This window comes from Paraburkholderia sp. PGU19 (genome assembly GCF_013426915.1).
In the GTDB taxonomy this organism is placed as follows: domain Bacteria; phylum Pseudomonadota; class Gammaproteobacteria; order Burkholderiales; family Burkholderiaceae; genus Paraburkholderia.
Genome location: NZ_AP023179.1, coordinates 2,578,206 through 2,595,182 on the forward strand (window position 1 = coordinate 2,578,206; position 16,977 = coordinate 2,595,182).

At 63.3% G+C, this 16,977-nt stretch carries 16 protein-coding genes; 10 read left to right on the top strand and 6 right to left on the bottom strand.

Annotation, left to right across the window (positions count from 1 at the left end; translation table 11 throughout):
• Nucleotides 1-175 precede the first annotated feature (175 nt).
• Nucleotides 176-2,296, top strand: coding sequence for a glycoside hydrolase family 15 protein (locus H1204_RS11765; protein WP_243468480.1), 2,121 nt, complete (start codon nt 176-178; stop codon nt 2,294-2,296).
• A gap of 221 nt (nt 2,297-2,517) precedes the next feature.
• Nucleotides 2,518-3,801: a polyhydroxyalkanoate depolymerase gene (phaZ, locus tag H1204_RS11770; RefSeq protein WP_180728443.1), complete on the top strand. Its 1,284-nt coding sequence runs from the start codon at nt 2,518-2,520 to the stop codon at nt 3,799-3,801.
• A 131-nt stretch (nt 3,802-3,932) separates the two neighbouring features.
• On the opposite strand, the gene H1204_RS11775 is transcribed toward phaZ, so the two are convergent.
• Nucleotides 3,933-4,565, bottom strand: coding sequence for a TetR family transcriptional regulator (locus H1204_RS11775; RefSeq protein WP_007583389.1), 633 nt, complete (start codon nt 4,563-4,565; stop codon nt 3,933-3,935).
• Nucleotides 4,566-4,962: 397 nt separating this feature from the next.
• Here H1204_RS11775 and rsxB point away from each other — a divergent pair, with 397 nt between their 5' ends.
• From rsxB to H1204_RS11790, 3 genes are all read left to right on the top strand, one after another.
• Nucleotides 4,963-5,841, top strand: coding sequence for an electron transport complex subunit RsxB (gene rsxB, locus H1204_RS11780; RefSeq protein WP_180728444.1), 879 nt, complete (start codon nt 4,963-4,965; stop codon nt 5,839-5,841).
• A gap of 9 nt (nt 5,842-5,850) precedes the next feature.
• Nucleotides 5,851-6,495 carry an endonuclease III gene (gene nth, locus H1204_RS11785; protein WP_180728445.1) on the top strand — a complete coding sequence of 215 codons (645 nt, stop codon included), beginning with the start codon at nt 5,851-5,853 and terminating at the stop codon, nt 6,493-6,495.
• A gap of 143 nt (nt 6,496-6,638) precedes the next feature.
• Nucleotides 6,639-7,073, top strand: coding sequence for a DUF1841 family protein (locus H1204_RS11790; RefSeq protein ID WP_180728446.1), 435 nt, complete (start codon nt 6,639-6,641; stop codon nt 7,071-7,073).
• A 103-nt stretch (nt 7,074-7,176) separates the two neighbouring features.
• Here the strand turns inward: H1204_RS11790 and H1204_RS11795 are convergent, their stop codons facing one another.
• Nucleotides 7,177-7,560, bottom strand: a complete 384-nt coding sequence (locus tag H1204_RS11795) for a c-type cytochrome (RefSeq protein WP_091780313.1) — start codon at nt 7,558-7,560, stop codon at nt 7,177-7,179.
• A gap of 111 nt (nt 7,561-7,671) precedes the next feature.
• The gene (locus H1204_RS11800; RefSeq protein WP_180728447.1) at nt 7,672-8,052 is read right to left on the bottom strand and encodes a cytochrome c; all 381 of its coding nucleotides are present in this window, start codon (nt 8,050-8,052) and stop codon (nt 7,672-7,674) included.
• A gap of 375 nt (nt 8,053-8,427) precedes the next feature.
• Here H1204_RS11800 and H1204_RS11805 point away from each other — a divergent pair, with 375 nt between their 5' ends.
• From H1204_RS11805 to H1204_RS11825, 5 genes are all read left to right on the top strand, one after another.
• A complete protein-coding gene (locus H1204_RS11805; protein WP_042310284.1) occupies nt 8,428-9,270 on the top strand; it encodes a MoxR family ATPase in 843 nt (280 codons plus the stop codon).
• A 43-nt stretch (nt 9,271-9,313) separates the two neighbouring features.
• Nucleotides 9,314-10,489 (top strand): VWA domain-containing protein, encoded by a 1,176-nt coding sequence (locus H1204_RS11810; protein ID WP_042310286.1) that lies wholly within the window; start codon nt 9,314-9,316, stop codon nt 10,487-10,489.
• A gap of 124 nt (nt 10,490-10,613) precedes the next feature.
• Complete coding sequence (locus tag H1204_RS11815; protein ID WP_180728448.1) at nt 10,614-11,825, top strand: benzoate/H(+) symporter BenE family transporter; 1,212 nt, start codon at nt 10,614-10,616, stop codon at nt 11,823-11,825.
• A 281-nt stretch (nt 11,826-12,106) separates the two neighbouring features.
• Nucleotides 12,107-13,060: a transaldolase gene (tal, locus tag H1204_RS11820; protein WP_180728449.1), complete on the top strand. Its 954-nt coding sequence runs from the start codon at nt 12,107-12,109 to the stop codon at nt 13,058-13,060.
• A 294-nt stretch (nt 13,061-13,354) separates the two neighbouring features.
• Complete coding sequence (locus H1204_RS11825; RefSeq protein ID WP_180728450.1) at nt 13,355-13,795, top strand: VOC family protein; 441 nt, start codon at nt 13,355-13,357, stop codon at nt 13,793-13,795.
• A 4-nt stretch (nt 13,796-13,799) separates the two neighbouring features.
• Here H1204_RS11825 and H1204_RS11830 read toward each other — a convergent pair whose 3' ends face one another.
• The 3 genes from H1204_RS11830 to H1204_RS11840 all read right to left on the bottom strand — a co-directional run bounded on the left by H1204_RS11830 (nt 13,800) and on the right by H1204_RS11840 (nt 16,957).
• On the bottom strand, nt 13,800-15,002 hold the full coding sequence (locus H1204_RS11830) for an FUSC family protein (protein ID WP_180728451.1): 1,203 nt from the start codon (nt 15,000-15,002) through the stop codon (nt 13,800-13,802).
• A 180-nt stretch (nt 15,003-15,182) separates the two neighbouring features.
• The gene (locus H1204_RS11835) at nt 15,183-16,733 is read right to left on the bottom strand and encodes a sodium:solute symporter (protein ID WP_180728452.1); all 1,551 of its coding nucleotides are present in this window, start codon (nt 16,731-16,733) and stop codon (nt 15,183-15,185) included.
• Complete coding sequence (locus H1204_RS11840) at nt 16,730-16,957, bottom strand: DUF3311 domain-containing protein (RefSeq protein WP_042310297.1); 228 nt, start codon at nt 16,955-16,957, stop codon at nt 16,730-16,732. Before H1204_RS11840 ends, H1204_RS11835 begins: the two co-directional genes overlap by 4 nt.
• Nucleotides 16,958-16,977 lie beyond the last annotated feature (20 nt).

The following is a 16,977-nucleotide window of genomic DNA, read 5'->3' on the forward strand; positions in this document are numbered from 1 at the left end:
CAGAACTCACGTTAAAACCGATTGTAAGCAGCAAAAAATTGGCTTGGCAATATCCCTGGATGCCCCGCGCGCGTCTGCACCAGAATGCATCGCGCGAGTCCGGTAACTACGACGCTCGCGCACCGTTTCGCGCATGCGGGAACGTACTTATTACACGCCGACCGACGGCTTTACCATGTCTGCATCTATCGAAGACTATGCACTCATCGGCGACGGCCACACGGCCGCGCTGGTTTCGCGCGATGGTTCCGTCGACTGGCTGTGCTGGCCACGTTTCGACTCGGGCGCGTGCTTCGCCGCGCTGCTCGGCACCAGGGACAACGGCCGCTGGCTGATCGCGCCCGCGGCGGACGATAAAGCCGACGACGCCGTCGATGCCGCCCCGAAGTCTGACGACCAACCGCGTTCGCAGGACGAAGCAAGTCAGGACGAGCGCGCGAAACCCTGCGCGAGGCTCGTGCCGCGTCAGGCAGACAAAGCGGCCACATCGCGCACGACGAAGCGCGAAGACACGGCTGAGGCGGCGCAAACGGAAGCGGGCGGCGCGTCAGTCGCCCGCGACGACGGCGAGCTGGACTTCAGGAGCGGTTTTACGCGCGCGACGCGCCGCCGTTATCGCGGCGAAACGTTGATCCTCGAAACCGACTTCGAAACGCCTCACGGCGCCGTCACGCTGATCGACTTCATGCCGCCCGGCAACGGCTGGTCGGAGATGGTCCGGATCGTCGTCGGCAAGCGCGGCACCGTGAAGATGCGCATGGAACTCGTGCTGCGCTTCGACTATGGCTTCTCGATTCCATGGGTCAGCCGCCTTGCGCGCGAAAGCGGCATCAAGGCGATCGCCGGACCGGACACCGTCGCGTTGCGCACGCCCGTCGACCTGCGCGGCGAGAACATGAAGACGGTCGCCGAGTTCACCGTATCGGAAGGCGAGCGCGTGCCGTTTTCGCTGACCTACTCCGAGTCGCATCTGAACATCCCGCCCGCTCGCGATCCGCACTCGGCCCTTGCCCGCACTGAGAACTACTGGCTCGAATGGTCGTCGCGCGGCACCGTTGAGGGCAAGTACGCGACCGCCATCCGCCGCTCGCTGCTGACGCTGAAGGCGCTCGCCTACGAGCCGACGGGCGGCATCGTCGCTGCGCCGACCACGTCGCTGCCCGAGAAGATCGGCGGCACGCGCAACTGGGACTACCGCTACGTGTGGTTGCGCGACGCAACGATCACGCTGCTCGCGATGATGCGCGGCGGCTACTACGAAGAGGCGCGCGCGTGGCGTTCGTGGCTGGGCCGCGTGATGGCCGGCTCGCCCGATCAGTTGCAGATCATGTATGGCCTCGCGGGCGAGCGGCGGCTGCCCGAGTTCGAAATCGACTGGCTGCCGGGTTATGAGAACTCGAAGCCCGTGCGCATCGGCAACAACGCGGTCGGGCAGTTGCAGCTCGACGTGTACGGCGAAGTGATGAACGCCTTGCATCTGGCGCGTGTCGGCGGTTTGCAGGCGGACGAAACCGCGTGGAACGTGCAGTGCGCGATGCTGCGGCACCTCGAAACGATCTGGCAGGAACGCGACGAAGGCATCTGGGAAACGCGCGGCGGCCGTCAGCACTTCACGTTCTCGAAGGTGATGGCGTGGGTCGCGTTCGATCGCGCGATCAAATCGGCGGAAAAATTCGACCTGCCCGCGCCGCTCGAGCACTGGCACGACGTGCGCGCGCAGATTCACGCGGACGTCTGCGCGAAAAGCTGGAATGCGCAGCTCAACGCTTTCACGCAGACCTACGGCGGCGACGAACTCGACGCGAGCGTGTTGCTGATGCCGCTGCTCGGCTTTTTGCCGCCATCGGACCCGCGCATCACCGGCACCGTCAACGCGATCGAGAAAGACCTGATGCACGACGGCTTCGTGATGCGCTACCGCACCACCGAATTCGACGACGGCCTGCCGCCCGGCGAAGGGACGTTTCTCGCCTGCAGCTTCTGGATGGTCGACAACCTCGCGTTGCAGGGGCGCATCGACGACGCGCGCAAAATGTACGAACGGCTGCTGTCGCTCGCAAACGACGTCGGACTGCTCGCGGAGGAATATGACCCAGTTGGCGGGCGGCTTGTCGGGAATTTCCCACAGGGGTTTTCCCATGTGGCCCTCGTTCACACCGGCCTGAACCTGATGAAACACGAGCAGGAAATGGCGCACGCCACGGGCCAGCCGCCGCATGACGGCGACAGCGGAGAAGGCGGTGAGCCGCCCTCTGGCACGCCTGATGCTGATATCCCGTCATCGCCCGTCGCCTAAAGAAAGCTGACAAATTGTCGATGACGTGGATATGACATCCGAGAGTGTGCTAACGCACTGTTGTTGCATTGCACAAATCGTATGCCTTCTATATCATCACCCCAACCAGACGGCCGATAATCGTCACCACCAACAATTCCACACGTAACCAGAACCGGCCCGCCTCGTCGCTGCGCGTCCAGACACGTTGCCCTGCGCGAACCGCTATAGCTGGAGCCCTCATGCTCTATCAAATCCACGAATTCCAGCGGGCACTTTTGAGCCCGCTCACCGCCTGGGCTCAGGCTGCCTCGAAATCGTTTGCGAATCCGGCCAGTCCGCTCGCCTATGTGCCGGGCGCCACACGCCTGTCCGCTGGCTACGAGCTTCTGTACCGCCTCGGCAAGGACTACGAGAAGCCCGAGTTCAACCTGCACCAGATCGTCAAGGACGGCCACAACATCCCCATCGTCGAGCAGACGATTGTCGAGAAGCCGTTTTGCCGGCTGATGCGCTTCAAGCGCTATTCGGACGACAGCGACGCTGTCACGCAACTGAAGGAAGAGCCCGTCGTGCTGGTGTGCGCACCGCTGTCGGGTCACCATTCCACGCTGCTGCGCGACACCGTCAAGACGCTCCTGCAGGATCACAAGGTGTACATCACGGACTGGATCGACGCGCGCATGGTGCCGATCGAAGACGGCACGTTCGATCTCGACGATTACATCGCGTACATCCAGGAATTCATCCGCCACATCGGCGCGAAGAATCTGCACGTGATCTCGGTGTGCCAGCCTACCGTTCCCGTGCTCGCGGCCATTTCGCTGATGGCTAGCCGCGGTGAAGACACGCCGCGCACGATGACGATGATGGGCGGCCCGATCGACGCGCGTAAAAGCCCCACGGCTGTCAATTCGCTGGCGACGCAGCATTCGATCGAATGGTTCGACAACAACGTCATTTACAACGTCCCGCCGAACTATCCGGGCTTCGGCCGCAAGGTGTATCCGGGCTTTCTGCAGCACACGGGCTTTGTCGCGATGAATCCGGAACGTCACGCGGCTTCGCACTGGGACTTCTATCAGAGCCTGCTGCGCGGTGACGAAGAAGATGCGGAAGCGCATCGCCGTTTCTACGACGAATACAACGCGGTGCTCGACATGGCTGCGGAATACTATCTGCAGACCATCCGCGTCGTGTTCCAGGAGTTCAGTCTGGCCGAAGGTACGTGGGAAGTGAACGGCGAGTTGGTACGCCCGCAGGACATCAAGAAGACCGCCCTCTTCACGATCGAAGGCGAACTCGACGACATCTCCGGCAGCGGCCAGACGCGCGCCGCGCATGAGCTGTGCACGGGCATTCCGGAGAACGATCGCCGCCACTTCACGGCGGAAAAGTGCGGTCACTACGGCATCTTCTCGGGCCGTCGCTGGCGCACCATCATCTATCCGCAGTTGCGCGACTTCATCCTCGAACACACGCCGAAGGCGACTACACGCAAGGCGGAAGAGCGCGTCGAAGCGTAGGCGCACATAGGCGCAAGCCGCGTGCCGCAGGCGCAGCCACCTGTTGCGCCTGCATCGAACGGATTGCGGCGGATTCCGGCGGATACGAAAACGGCCTCTTGCGAGGCCGTTTGTCCGTCAGGCGTTCAAGCTTAGCGACGCATCAGATACGCGAGCAGGATTTCGGTGTTCATCTGGATCACTTCGCTGCGCTCGGCGGCTGCGCTGAAGTCGCGGCCCAGAGTGGCTTCGAGCGTGAAGCGGTTCGAGACGATGTAGTAGCCCATCCCCGACAGCGTCACGTAGAAACGCAGCGGATCGACGTTCGTGCGAAACAGGCCGGCGCGCTGGCCGCGCTCGAGTATCGAGCCCAGCGTGGCAACGATCGGCGAGATCATTTCGCGAATGCGCGTGGACTTTTGCATATAGCGCGCCTCGTGCAGATTCTCGTTGTTCACGAGCCTCAGCAATTCGGGGTGGTCGCGATAGTAATCCCACACGAAATGCGCGAGCCGCGTGACGGCCTCGACAGGCGCGACGCCTGCGAGATCGAGCGTGCGCTCGGCTTCCGTGAGCGCGCTGAACGCGTGTTCGAGGACTGCCGTGAAAAGCTGCTCCTTGCTACCGAAGTAGTAATAGAGCATGCGTTCATTGGTCTCCGCGCGGCGGGCGATCTGGTCGACGCGTGCGCCGAACAACCCACCATTCGCGAACTCTTCGGCCGCCGCGAGCAGAATACGGCGACGGGTGCCTTCAGGATCTCTTTTGATTTTCGGCTGATTCATGGTGGCATGTGCTTCGTGAGCCGCGTTATCCGGATCGCTCGCCGTCCAATTGCCTGGCCTTGCAACGGCGGCGCTGCGCGGGGCTGGTTGGTGGGAACACCTTCCTGCGGTCTTACAAAAAAGCGCTTCGATTATGGCACATGCTTCGGTAATAACAACTGGGGAAATCGGCGATAATACGTATTTGACCGATCGCCAAACCTACCTGCAGCCGCGTTGACGGTTGCCCTGGCGGCCCGGCGCCTCACGCGGTTTGCGCGATGGCTGCGAATGCGTCTCGGTGCATACCCGATGGTGCACATCAGATGGCGCACACCAACGGTGCGGTTGAAACCGCATCCATTCGATCACACGCATTCGCCGCGCCGGTGAACGGCAACAGCATGTCCCCCACGTCTTGACCGTGACAGAAACCAAAACACTCGCGGATCTCATCGAAGATCTGCTGCCCCAGACACAATGCACGAAGTGCGGCTATCCCGACTGCCGCGCTTACGCCGAAGCCATCGCGCAAGGCGAGGCCAGCTACAACCAGTGCCCGCCCGGCGGCGCGGAAGGCATCGCGCGGCTCGCGACGCTGCTCGGCAAGTCCGTGATTCCCCTCAATCTGGACCATGGTGTCGAGCGGGCGCGACCCGTCGCGTTCATCGACGAAAGCCTGTGCATCGGCTGCACGCTGTGCATGCAGGCTTGCCCCGTCGATGCAATCGTCGGCGCACCGAAGCAGATGCACACGATGGTCGCCGAACTGTGCACGGGCTGTGACCTGTGCGTGCCGCCCTGCCCCGTCGACTGCATCGAGATGATCCCCGTCACGGACGACAAGACAGGCTGGGATGCGTGGAGCCAGCCACAGGCCGACGCCGCGCGCACGCGTCACGACCGTCGCCGCGCGCGCGTTGCTGCGGAGCGCGAGGCAGCCGAGGCGCGCGCGGCAGCCAAACGCGCGGCGGCGGTATCGGCGAGTTCGCCGGCCCCGACCGCGCCGGCTGTTGGCCCCGCTCCAACAGACGCAACGGTCGAAGCAGCCGCCGCGCCCGTCGCCGACGCCGAAGCGAAGAAACGCGCGATCATCCAGGCCGCGCTCGAACGCGCGCGCGCGAAGAAAGCGGAAAACGCCGCGCAAGGTCTCGGCCCCAGGAACACGACCCATATCAGCGCGGAAACGCAAGCCCAGATCGACGAAGCCGAGGCACGCCGTCGTCGGCTGGGTATTGCTAACGACAGTTCCGAATCCGCGCCCAAGCAAGACGTCGATCAACCTAAAAAGTCCTGACCGAGCCGCATGAACGCGACCAAACGACGTGCGATCTACGAGACGCTGCAGAGCCTGAATCCGCATCCGACGACCGAACTGGAATACTCGACGCCGTTCGAGTTGCTGATCGCCGTGATGTTGTCCGCGCAAGCAACGGACGTCTCGGTGAACAAGGCGATGCGCCGGATGTTTCCCGTCGCGAACACGCCTCAGAAGGTGTTCGACCTCGGCGAGGAAGGCGTTGCCGACTACATCAAGACGATCGGCCTGTATCGCACGAAAGCGAAGAACGTGATCGCGACGTGCCGCATCCTGCTCGACCAGTGCGGCGGCGAAGTGCCCGCCGAGCGGGAAGCACTCGAGAGTCTGCCGGGCGTCGGCCGCAAGACGGCGAACGTCGTGCTGAACACGGCATTCGGCCAGCCGACCATCGCCGTGGACACGCATATCTTTCGGGTTGCCAACAGAACGGGCCTTGCGCCAGGCAAGGATGTGCGCGCCGTCGAACTGGCGCTGGAAAAATTCACGCCCGCCGAGTTCCTGCAGGATGCGCATCACTGGCTGATTCTGCACGGTCGCTATGTGTGCAAGGCGCGCCGGCCGGAATGCTGGCATTGCGTGATCGAGCCGCTGTGCGAATTCAAGCAGAAGACGCCGCCGCCCGATCTGTGAGCGCCGCGGCACGTTCGGGCGTCGGGCCATCCGTCTGCGCGCGCTACGGTCGCGGCGTAAAATGGACGGCTTCGGGCTAGCTCCGAGCCGACGCACAGCGCAAACAGCCCGCCCCACTCGCTTTCACCGTCCGAAGTCCATCGATGTTCAATCCCAGCCGCGACGAAGTCCGCCGTTTTTTCACCGACACCTGGCGCAAGCAGCGCGCGGGTGAAATCCTGACGCCGCTCGAAGCCATCGCCGCCGACTGGATCATCGAGCATCCCGAGTATCACGCCGAACTCAAGGACGCCGAGGCCGCGTCGGCGCAGGACTACTCGCCCGAACGTGGGCAGACCAATCCGTTCCTGCATCTGTCGATGCATCTCGCGATCAGCGAACAGTTGTCGATCGATCAGCCGCCCGGCATTCGCGCCGCGCACGACCGGCTCTCCGCGCGCCTCGGCTCCACGCACGACGCGCAGCACGCGATCATGGAGTGCCTGGGCGAAACGATCTGGGAAGCGCAGCGCACCAACACGCCACCCGATACGGACGCCTATCTGCAGCGCATCGAGCGCCGCGCATCGCGCGACTGACTGGCGGCGCGAACCTTCGCGCCAGCCCAAACCCGTCGCACCAAAACAAACACCCCGCCAAGGCGGGGTGTTTGTCGTGATCCGTCAGCGAACGTGCGGCAGCTTACTTCTTCTGCACGAGGTCGCCATCCAGCGATTCGATGTACGCGGCGATGTCCTTCATGTCGCTTGGCGACAGGCTTTGCACCTGCGCCTGCATGATCGCGTTGTTGCGGCCGAGATGCGGGTTGCCCGTGCCCATCTGATACTGACGCAGCGCCCAGTAGACGTAATCCGCGTGCTGACCGGCGAGTTTCGGATATTCGGGCGTCACGGGCTTGTTCAGATTCGGGCCGTGGCAGGCCGCGCAGTTGTGGCTCTCGGAGAGCGCCTTGCCGTTGGCGGCATCCGCCGCGTGCGCGTTCGATGCGACGACAAAACCGGCCAGCGCGAGCGTCGCGCATGCAGCCTTGACCACCGTATGAAGTGCGTGGGGATGCTTCTTCATGGATTCTCCTGTGTCGACGGACGTTTGCGCTTTAGCGCCTACCGCCGTCCCATGCAAACTGGTTGCGCCGCGAACTGAATGAGCCGATGACGCGCTGACGCGCGCCGCCACTCATTTGTCGGGATTATTCTTCGAAGTGGCCGTCTGCACCGAGTAATACGCGGCGATGTCGGCGATGTCCTGGTCGGTCAGCGTCACAGCGATTGCATGCATCGTGTCGAAATGGCGGTCGCCCTTCTTGTACGCGTGCAGCGCATTTTCCAGGTAGGTCCGGTTCTGGCCGCCCAGCATCGGCACTCGGTACACCTCGGGGTAAGCCGTACGATAGTCGGGAATACCGTGACAGCCGATACACATCGCGACCTTGCCCTGGCCCGCCTTGGCGTCGCCCACGATATCCGCTGCCTGCGCAGTTGCCGCCAAAGTTGCCGCAAAACCCGCGGCCACCGACATCGCTGCGACCACGATATGTTTGCCAACGAATTTGTTCATAGCTCTTTTAACCTGGCTTGAGGGGGAACGGGCGCCCAAAAAGGCTACGGCCTGCGCCGTTTTACTTGTCTGGGTTGCCACGCAGGCCAAAAAAAATCGGCCCAATTGTACCGCGACGCCGCGCCGGGCGTCCACCGGACAGGACCCGACCCCTGCCCCGGCAGAGCACCGCGCCACAAGGCGCCGCACGAAATGCCGAAATGGGACAGTCACAACCGGCGTCCGTCCGGGCGCGGCGGATTGCCGCATGCGGAAATCCGTCTCTTGCACGCGCCGCGCATACCGTCCGACGCGGCTGACACCTTACGCGCGCCCCACGGAGCGCAACAGGGCTTCTGACTTATACTGGAATTTTTCCCGAACGAGCGTCCTGTCATGCGTTTCGAAGGCTCATCGCAATACGTCGCCACCGACGACCTCAAGCTCGCGGTCAATGCCGCGATGACGCTCAGGCGGCCCCTGCTGATCAAAGGCGAGCCGGGCACGGGCAAGACGATGCTCGCAGAGGAAGTCGCGGCGGCTCTCGACATGCCGCTGTTGCAGTGGCACATCAAGTCCACCACGAAGGCACAGCAGGGTCTGTACGAATACGACGCCGTATCGCGTCTGCGCGATTCGCAACTCGGCGACGAGCGCGTGAAAGACATTCGCAATTACATCGTCAAGGGCGTGCTGTGGCAGGCGTTCGAGTCGGATGAACAATCGGTGTTGCTGATCGACGAGATCGACAAGGCCGACATCGAGTTTCCAAACGACCTGCTGCGCGAACTCGACCGCATGGAGTTCTACGTGTACGAGACGCGCGAACTGGTGAAAGCGAAACACCGGCCGCTCGTCATCATCACGTCGAACAACGAGAAGGAACTGCCTGACGCGTTCCTGCGCCGCTGCTTCTTCCACTACATCAAGTTCCCCGATCCGTCGACGATGCAGCAGATCGTCGAAGTCCACTATCCGGGCATCAAGCAGGAATTGCTGCGCGCCGCGATGGAAAGCTTCTTCGAACTTCGCAACGTGTCGGGGCTGAAGAAGAAGCCGTCCACTTCCGAACTGCTCGACTGGCTCAAGCTCCTGCTCGCCGAAGACATTCCGCCCGAAGCGCTGCGCTCGAAGGATCAGAAGCAGATCGTGCCGCCGCTGCATGGCGCGCTGCTGAAGAACGAACAGGACGTGAGCCTGTTTGAGCGGCTCGTGTTCATGAACCGCAACAACCGCTGATTGCGCGACTGACGCCTGGCGAACACGGATCGGAGACAAGGGCATGCTGATCGACTTTTTCTACACGCTGCGTGCCGCGAAGCTGCCCGTTTCCGTGAAGGAATACCTGACGCTGCTCGAAGCGTTGAAGGAAAGCGTGATCCAGCCGTCGCTGGACGAGTTCTACTACCTCGCGCGCATGACGCTCGTGAAAGACGAGCAGTATTTCGACAAGTTCGATCAGGCGTTCGGCGCGTATTTCAACGGCGTTGCACAGAAGGCCGATCTCGCGCTGGACGTGCCGCTCGACTGGCTCAAGAAGAAGTTGCAACGCGATCTCAGCCCGGAAGAGAAAGCGCAGATCGAAAAGATGGGCGGCCTCGACAAGCTGATGGAGCGCCTGAAGGAACTGCTCGACGAGCAAAAGGGCCGGCACGAAGGCGGCAATAAATGGATCGGCACGGGCGGCACGTCGCCGTTCGGCAATGGCGGCTACAACCCGGAAGGCATCCGCATCGGTGGCGAATCGTCGGGTAGCCGGACGGCCACCAAGGTGTGGGACCAGCGCGCCTACCGCGACTACGACGATCAGGTCGAAATCGGCACGCGCAACATCAAGGTCGCGCTGCGCCGCCTGCGGCGTTTCGCGCGCGAAGGCGCCGCCGAAGAACTCGATCTGCCCGACACGATCCGCAGCACGGCCGCGAACGCCGGCTGGCTCGACCTCAAGATGGTCCCGGAGCGGCACAACAACGTGAAGGTGCTGATGCTGCTCGACGTCGGCGGATCGATGGACGATCACATCAAGCGCACGGAAGAGCTGTTCTCGGCCACGAAAGCCGAGTTCAAGCACCTCGAGTTCTACTACTTCCACAACTGCGTCTACGATTTCCTGTGGAAGAACAACCGCCGCCGCCATGTCGAGCGGATGGCGACGTGGGACGTGCTGCACAAGTTCACGCCCGACTACAAGCTGATCTTCGTCGGCGACGCGACGATGAGCCCCTACGAAGTCCTCCAGGCGGGCGGTTCGGTCGAATACAACAACGCCGAAGCGGGCGCCGTCTGGCTGCGGCGGCTTGCCGACCATTTCCCGCATCACGCGTGGCTGAACCCGGAACCGGAAGGCTTGTGGGAATACCGGCAGTCGGTTTCGGTTATACGTGAAGTGCTCGGCCACCGGATGTATCCGCTCACGCTCGCCGGCCTCGAAACGGCGATGCGCACGCTAAGCAAGTAAGATCCCGGGTTTTGCCCGCCCGCCACACGAGCCGAAGCGCAACGACGCCGCGGCCGCAGCGGCATTGCGCGCGCTGCCCGGCCAGCACCCATTACACCAACGACGCTACACAGAGACACGCAGGATGACCTCTTCTTCCCCCGACTTCTCCCGCGCCGCGCGCACGCCGCTGCGGCCATTCTCCGATACGTCCCTGTCCGCGCTCGTCGCCGGCTTCGTCGCGATGATGACGGGCTACACCAGTTCGCTCGTGCTGATGTTCCAGGCGGGCCGCGCCGCGCATCTGACGGACGCACAGATTTCATCGTGGATCTGGGCGCTGTCGATGGGCATGGCGCTGTGCACGATCGGCCTGTCGCTGCGGTTTCGCGCGCCCATCGTGGTCGCGTGGTCGACGCCCGGCGCGGCACTGCTCGTTTCGTCGCTGCCGCACGTCGCCTATCCGGAGGCGATTGGCGCGTTCGTCGTGTGCGCGCTGCTGCTGACGCTGATTGGCCTCACCGGCTGGTTCGACACGCTGATGAAGCGGATTCCGGCAGGCATCGCGGCCGCGCTGCTGGCGGGCATCCTGTTCGAGATCGGCATCGAGATTTTCCGCGCTGCGCAATTCCAGACGGCGCTCGTGCTGGCGATGTTCTTCACCTATCTCGTCATCAAGCGTTTTGCGCCGCGCTATGCGATTCCGGCGACGCTGGTCGTCGGCACGGCCGTTGCAGGCGCGCTCGGGCTGCTCGATTTCAGCCGCTTTCATGTGGCCTTCGCCGTGCCTGTGTTGACGCTGCCCGCGTTTTCGCTGTCGGCGGTGATCAGCATCGGCATTCCGCTGTTCGTCGTGGCGATGGCGTCGCAGAACGTGCCGGGCATCGCCGTGCTGCGCGCGGACGGCTACGAGACACCGTCCGCGCCGCTGATCGCGACGACGGGCGCGGCGTCCCTTCTGCTCGCGCCATTCGGCTCGCACGGCGTGAATCTCGCGGCGATCACGGCCGCCATCTGCACGGGACGCGAAGCGCACGAGGACCGCTCGAAGCGCTATATGGCGGCCGTCTGGTGCGGCGTGTTCTATCTGATCGCGGGCATTTTCGGCGCGACGATCGCCGCGCTATTCGGCTCGCTGCCGAAGGCGCTGGTGGTGTCGGTGGCGGCGCTCGCGCTGTTCGGCTCCATCATGAGCGGCCTCACCAACGCGATGCAGGACGCACGACAGCGCGAAGCCGCGCTCGTCACGTTCATGGTGACGGCGTCCGGCCTGACATTACTGTCGATCGGTTCCGCGTTCTGGGGGCTGGTCGCCGGACTCGTTACGCATGGCGTGCTGAACGCGCGTCGCGGCTGACGAAGGCGACAAGGTAGCGGGAAAGCGAAAGGCGGAAAGCGCCTGGTGCCGTGGCGCGAACGGACGGAGGGTGCCCCTGTCAAACCACCATCATCCGATCCGCCATAGAATAGAAGTAGCGGGCGGCGTTCCACGGTAACATCCCCGGTTTCAGACGTGGACATCGCAGATGACGCGCCTGCGCGGCCGTTTGCGTGGCAAAGCGAGGCGCATTGCGGCCTCGCGCCGCGTCATCATTTCCTGGACCATGGCGCGCGTGCGCCTCGAAGCGAAGGCTCGACATGACTACTGCACTCGATCAACTCAAGCAATACACCACGGTCGTCGCGGACACCGGCGACTTCCAGCAACTCGCGCAATACAAGCCGCAGGACGCGACGACGAATCCGTCGCTGGTCCTGAAGGCCGTGCAGAAGGACGAGTACAAGCCGCTGCTCGAAAAGACCGTGCGCGATCACGCGTCGAAGCCCGTCAGCGCGATCATCGACAACCTGCTGATCGCCTTCGGCACCGAAATCCTCAAGATCGTGCCGGGCCGCGTATCGACGGAAGTCGACGCCCGTTTGTCGTTCGACACGAAGGCGTCGATCGAAAAAGGACACGAACTCATCAAGATGTACGAGGCGAAGGGCATCGGCCGCGAGCGCGTGCTGATCAAGCTCGCGTCGACGTGGGAAGGCATCCGCGCCGCCGAAGTGCTGCAGAAGGACGGCATCCATTGCAACATGACGCTGCTGTTCTCGCTGGCGCAGGCTGTCGCCGCCGCGGAAGCCGGCGCGCAACTGATTTCGCCGTTCGTCGGCCGCATCTACGACTGGTACAAGAAGAACGCCGGCAGCAACTGGGACGAAGCGCGCGACGGCGGCGCGAACGATCCGGGCGTGCAATCGGTGCGCCGCATCTACGCGTACTACAAGAAGTTCGGCTACAAGACGGAAGTGATGGGCGCGAGCTTCCGCACCACGAGCCAGATTCTCGAACTGGCCGGCTGCGATCTGCTGACCATCAGCCCCGACCTGCTGCAAAAGCTGCAAGACAGCACCGACAAGGTCGAGCGCAAGCTGTTGCCGGAAGCAAGCAAGGCTGCCGACATCGCCCGCGTGCCGACGGACGAAGCGTCGTTCCGCTTCCTCGTCAACGACGAGGCAATGGCGACCGAGAAGCTCTCCGAAGGCATTCGCGTATTTGCTGCGGATGCCGTCAAGCTCGAGAAGGTGATCGAAGGTCTGCGTTAAGACCCGATTCGCCTGATTCACTGCGCAAGCAAGGCGCGCGTGGCCCGCAAGGCCCCGCGCGCTTTTTTGTTTATCGCCCGTTCTGCGCCGCTTTTCTCTACCGCTTCGCGCGCATTCTTTTCCCAATGTGTAAGCGCACTGTTTGGGCTTCGGCAGGTTTTACTTCGGTCAACACAGTTTCACATTCGACGCTGCAACGGCGACTACAATCGTTGGCACGCGTGCGTTCCCTCGCACTCCATCACTGCGCGTTCGCGCGAAACGACGTCTCAATTCCATTGACAGGAGACAACGATGCAAGTCCAGCCCTATCTGTTTTTCAATGGCCGTTGTGAAGAAGCGCTGAAGTTCTACGGCGAGACGCTCGGCGCACAAGTGCTGTTCCAGATGCGTTTCCGGGACGCGCCGCCGAACCCGCAGCAACCCATCCGCCCCGGCACCGAAGACAAGATCATGCACGCGTCCGTCAAGATCGGTGCGACGGAACTGATGGCGTCCGACGGCAACTGCGACGACACGCCCGGCTCCGGCACGCACACGGGCTATGGCCTGTCGATCACCGTCGACGATCCGTCGCAAGGCGAAAAGACCTTCAACGCGATGTGCGAAGGCGGCAATGTCGTGATGCCGTGGCAGGCGACGTTCTGGAGCACGGGCTTCGGCATGGTCGTCGACAAGTTCGGCGTGATGTGGATGGTCACCAACCCGCACGAAGGCGACAAGCACGCAAGCTGACTGGTCATTGACGCGCGGGCGCATCGCTCGCGCCGCGTTCGATGTTCCAGTTCGGCTCGCTCGCCGCGAGCAGCGTGCGCAAGCGTTCCACCTGCTCGGCGAAGCGCTGCGCGAGCCAGTACGGCCCCTGTAAATCAGGGGCCATTTCTTCGCACGGTGTCTGCGCGCCCTGCTTCGCTTCCGGCATTGATGACGATGTCGACGCGTCCGGCATCCGGAACTGCGTCGCGCCCGCGAAGCGCAACGCACGCGCAGCGGCGAGCAACGTCAATCGCACTGCGTTCGCCTCCGCCCCGCAACGCTGCGCGAACGCGTCGCGCCGATCCGGATGCGCGAGCGTGCCTGTCGACAGCATTTCGAGCGCGCTAAGCATCGAACGATGCAAGCGCTGGATCTCATCTAGCTGCGCAATGGGCAGATCGATTTCCTTCGCCACCGACGGCATCAGCGAGCGCAACTGCACCAGCCGCTTGCCCATGCGGATGAACGCGGCAACCTGCTCGTCGCTGCCGACGGGCACGCCCGTTGTCATCCGCGTGTAGATGCGCGCGCATTCGCGCAGATTGTCGGCGAGCAGATAGCGCCATGAATACGTCGCGTGCAACGGCAGCGCGAACGAAAACGCCAGCCCGATCACGATGCCGATCAGCACGTTCAGCGTGCGCCAAAGGCCTGTGTCGATCATGTTGTCGCCGTGTCCCGCGACGATGCACATCGTGATCGCCGTCAACAGCGCCACATAACCCGCGCTGCCGATCGCAAACCACGCGCACACGGCGGCAATCACCGACATCAGCACATAGGTGAGCGTCAGCGAATCGAACAGGTTCTGCTGCAGGATCAGCGCAAGCCCGAGCGTCGCGCCGAGCAGCGTGCCCGCCGCGCGCTCCGCCGCTTTCTTGCGGATGTTGCCGTGATGCTGCAGCCCGCCGATCACCACCAGCAGCGTCACCGACGACCAGATGCCGTGCGGAATATCGATGCCCGTCGTCGCGAGGATCGACACGAGCATCGCGAGGCCGACGCGCAGGCTGTGGAAGAACTTGGCGTGGCGATAGCGGTAATAAGGCGACGTGACCGCGCGCACGAGCCGGCCGATGCGCGTGCGGCGCGATGCGAGACGCGCGGCGACCGCGTCGTTCGTTCCCGGCGGCGTGCCGGTGACGGGCTTGCGCGGCGGCTTCGGTTGCGGGTCGGAGAGAGCCATACGTCATCCCAGGTTGGGGTTGCGCGGCAAAGACAGCGACCACACGAGCATAAACGATGTCGACCCGGGACAGCACTGGCATGCGGCCATTCGCGTCCACATATCCCGCGCGCCGCGCCAGAAAAAAAGCCCGCAGCATTCGCTGCGGGCTTTCCTGTCAGGCAACAAGCCGAGGCGAGATCAGGCTTCGTGCACGTCCAGATAGTCTTCCGGACGCGTGCGGTCTTCGGCGTGCTTCATGCCGATTCCGCGCACCACGAGGCTGGCGATCACCGACACCACGAGGTTGACGATCAGCGACCACACAGCCGCATAACCCGGAATCGCGAGGCCGCCGATATGGATCGTGTAGATCGAGCCGGCGAGCTTCAGCGAAATCGCCATCCACGTGCCGACGGCGATGCCGACCGCCCAGCCGAGCAGCAGGCCGCGATAGTCGAGCACGCGCGTGTAGAGGCCGAGCACGATGGCGGGCAGCGTCTGGATGATCCAGATGCCGCCGAGCAGTTGCAACTGGATCGCATACGTGAGCGGCAGACCGAGAATGAACGCGACGGCGCCGACCTTCACGATCAGCGACACGAGCTTGGCGATGTTGGTCTCCTGCTCGTGCGACATGTTGCGGTTCACGAACTCCTTGTGGATGTTGCGCGTGTACAGGTTCGCGGCTGCAATCGACATGATCGCGGCCGGCACCAGCGCGCCGATGCCGATCGCCGCGAACGCGACACCGACGAACCACGACGGGAAGAAGTGCAGGAACAGCGCGGGCACTGCGAAGTTCGGGCCGAACGCCTTGAAGTACGGCGCAAACTCCGGCATGTCCTTCACGCCCGCTGCGAGCGCCATGAAGCCGAGCAGCGCGAGCAGACCGAGCACCAGCGAGTACGCGGGCAGCATCGCCATGTTGCGGCGGATCGTGTTGCCCGACGACGACGACAGAACGGCCGTGATCGAGTGCGGGTAAAGGAACAGCGCGAGCGCCGAGCCCATCGCGAGTGTCGCGTACGCGCTATAGCCGTTCAGGCTCGACACGTCCGGTGCCTTGAGCAGCAGCTTGGCAGGCGGCACCGCGCTGAAGATATGCCCGAAGCCGCCCAGTTGCGGCGGAATCACGATGATCGCGGCAGCGATCGTGATGTAGATCAGCACGTCCTTGACGACGGCGATCATGGCAGGCGCACGCAGGCCCGACGTGTACGTGTAGGCGGCGAGAATTGCGAACGCTATGATCAGCGGCAGATCGCCGACGAAGCCCTTCGTATCGAAGCCGAGCGCGCCGATCACCACTTCGATGCCGACCAGTTGCAGCGCGATGTACGGCATCGTCGCGACGATGCCCGTGACGGCGACGGCAAGCGCGAGCATGCGGCTGCCGTAGCGCGCGCTGACGAAGTCGGCGGACGTGACGTAGCCGTGACGCTTCGAGATGCTCCACAGCTTCGGGAACACGACGAACGCGAACGGATAGATCAGGATCGTATAAGGCAGCGCGAAGAAGCCCGTCGCGCCCGCGCCGAACACGAGTGCCGGGACGGCGATGAACGTGTAGGCGGTGTACAGGTCGCCACCCAGCAGGAACCACGTGACGACCGTACCGAAGCGCCGGCCACCGAGGCCCCACTCTTCCAGATGCGCGAGATCGCCGCGACGCCAGTGCGCAGCGATGAAGCCGAGAATCGTGACACCGATGAAGAACAGAACGAAGACGAAGGTTGCGGTGGCGTTCATCGTGCACCTCCCTTCGAGCGGTTTTTGGTCTTGAAGTACACGACGGCCGTAATGACCGCGCTGATCAGCACCCACAGGAGCTGGTACCAGTAGAAGAACGGGAAGTCGAATAGCACGGGTTCGATCTTGTTGTAGGACGGCACCCAGATCATCGCGATCCAGGGTAACAGCAACAGCCACAGCCAGTGCTTGCTGGCCTTGTTGGCGTCGGCGTCGTGAGCCATGACGTCTCCTCTTACCTTTT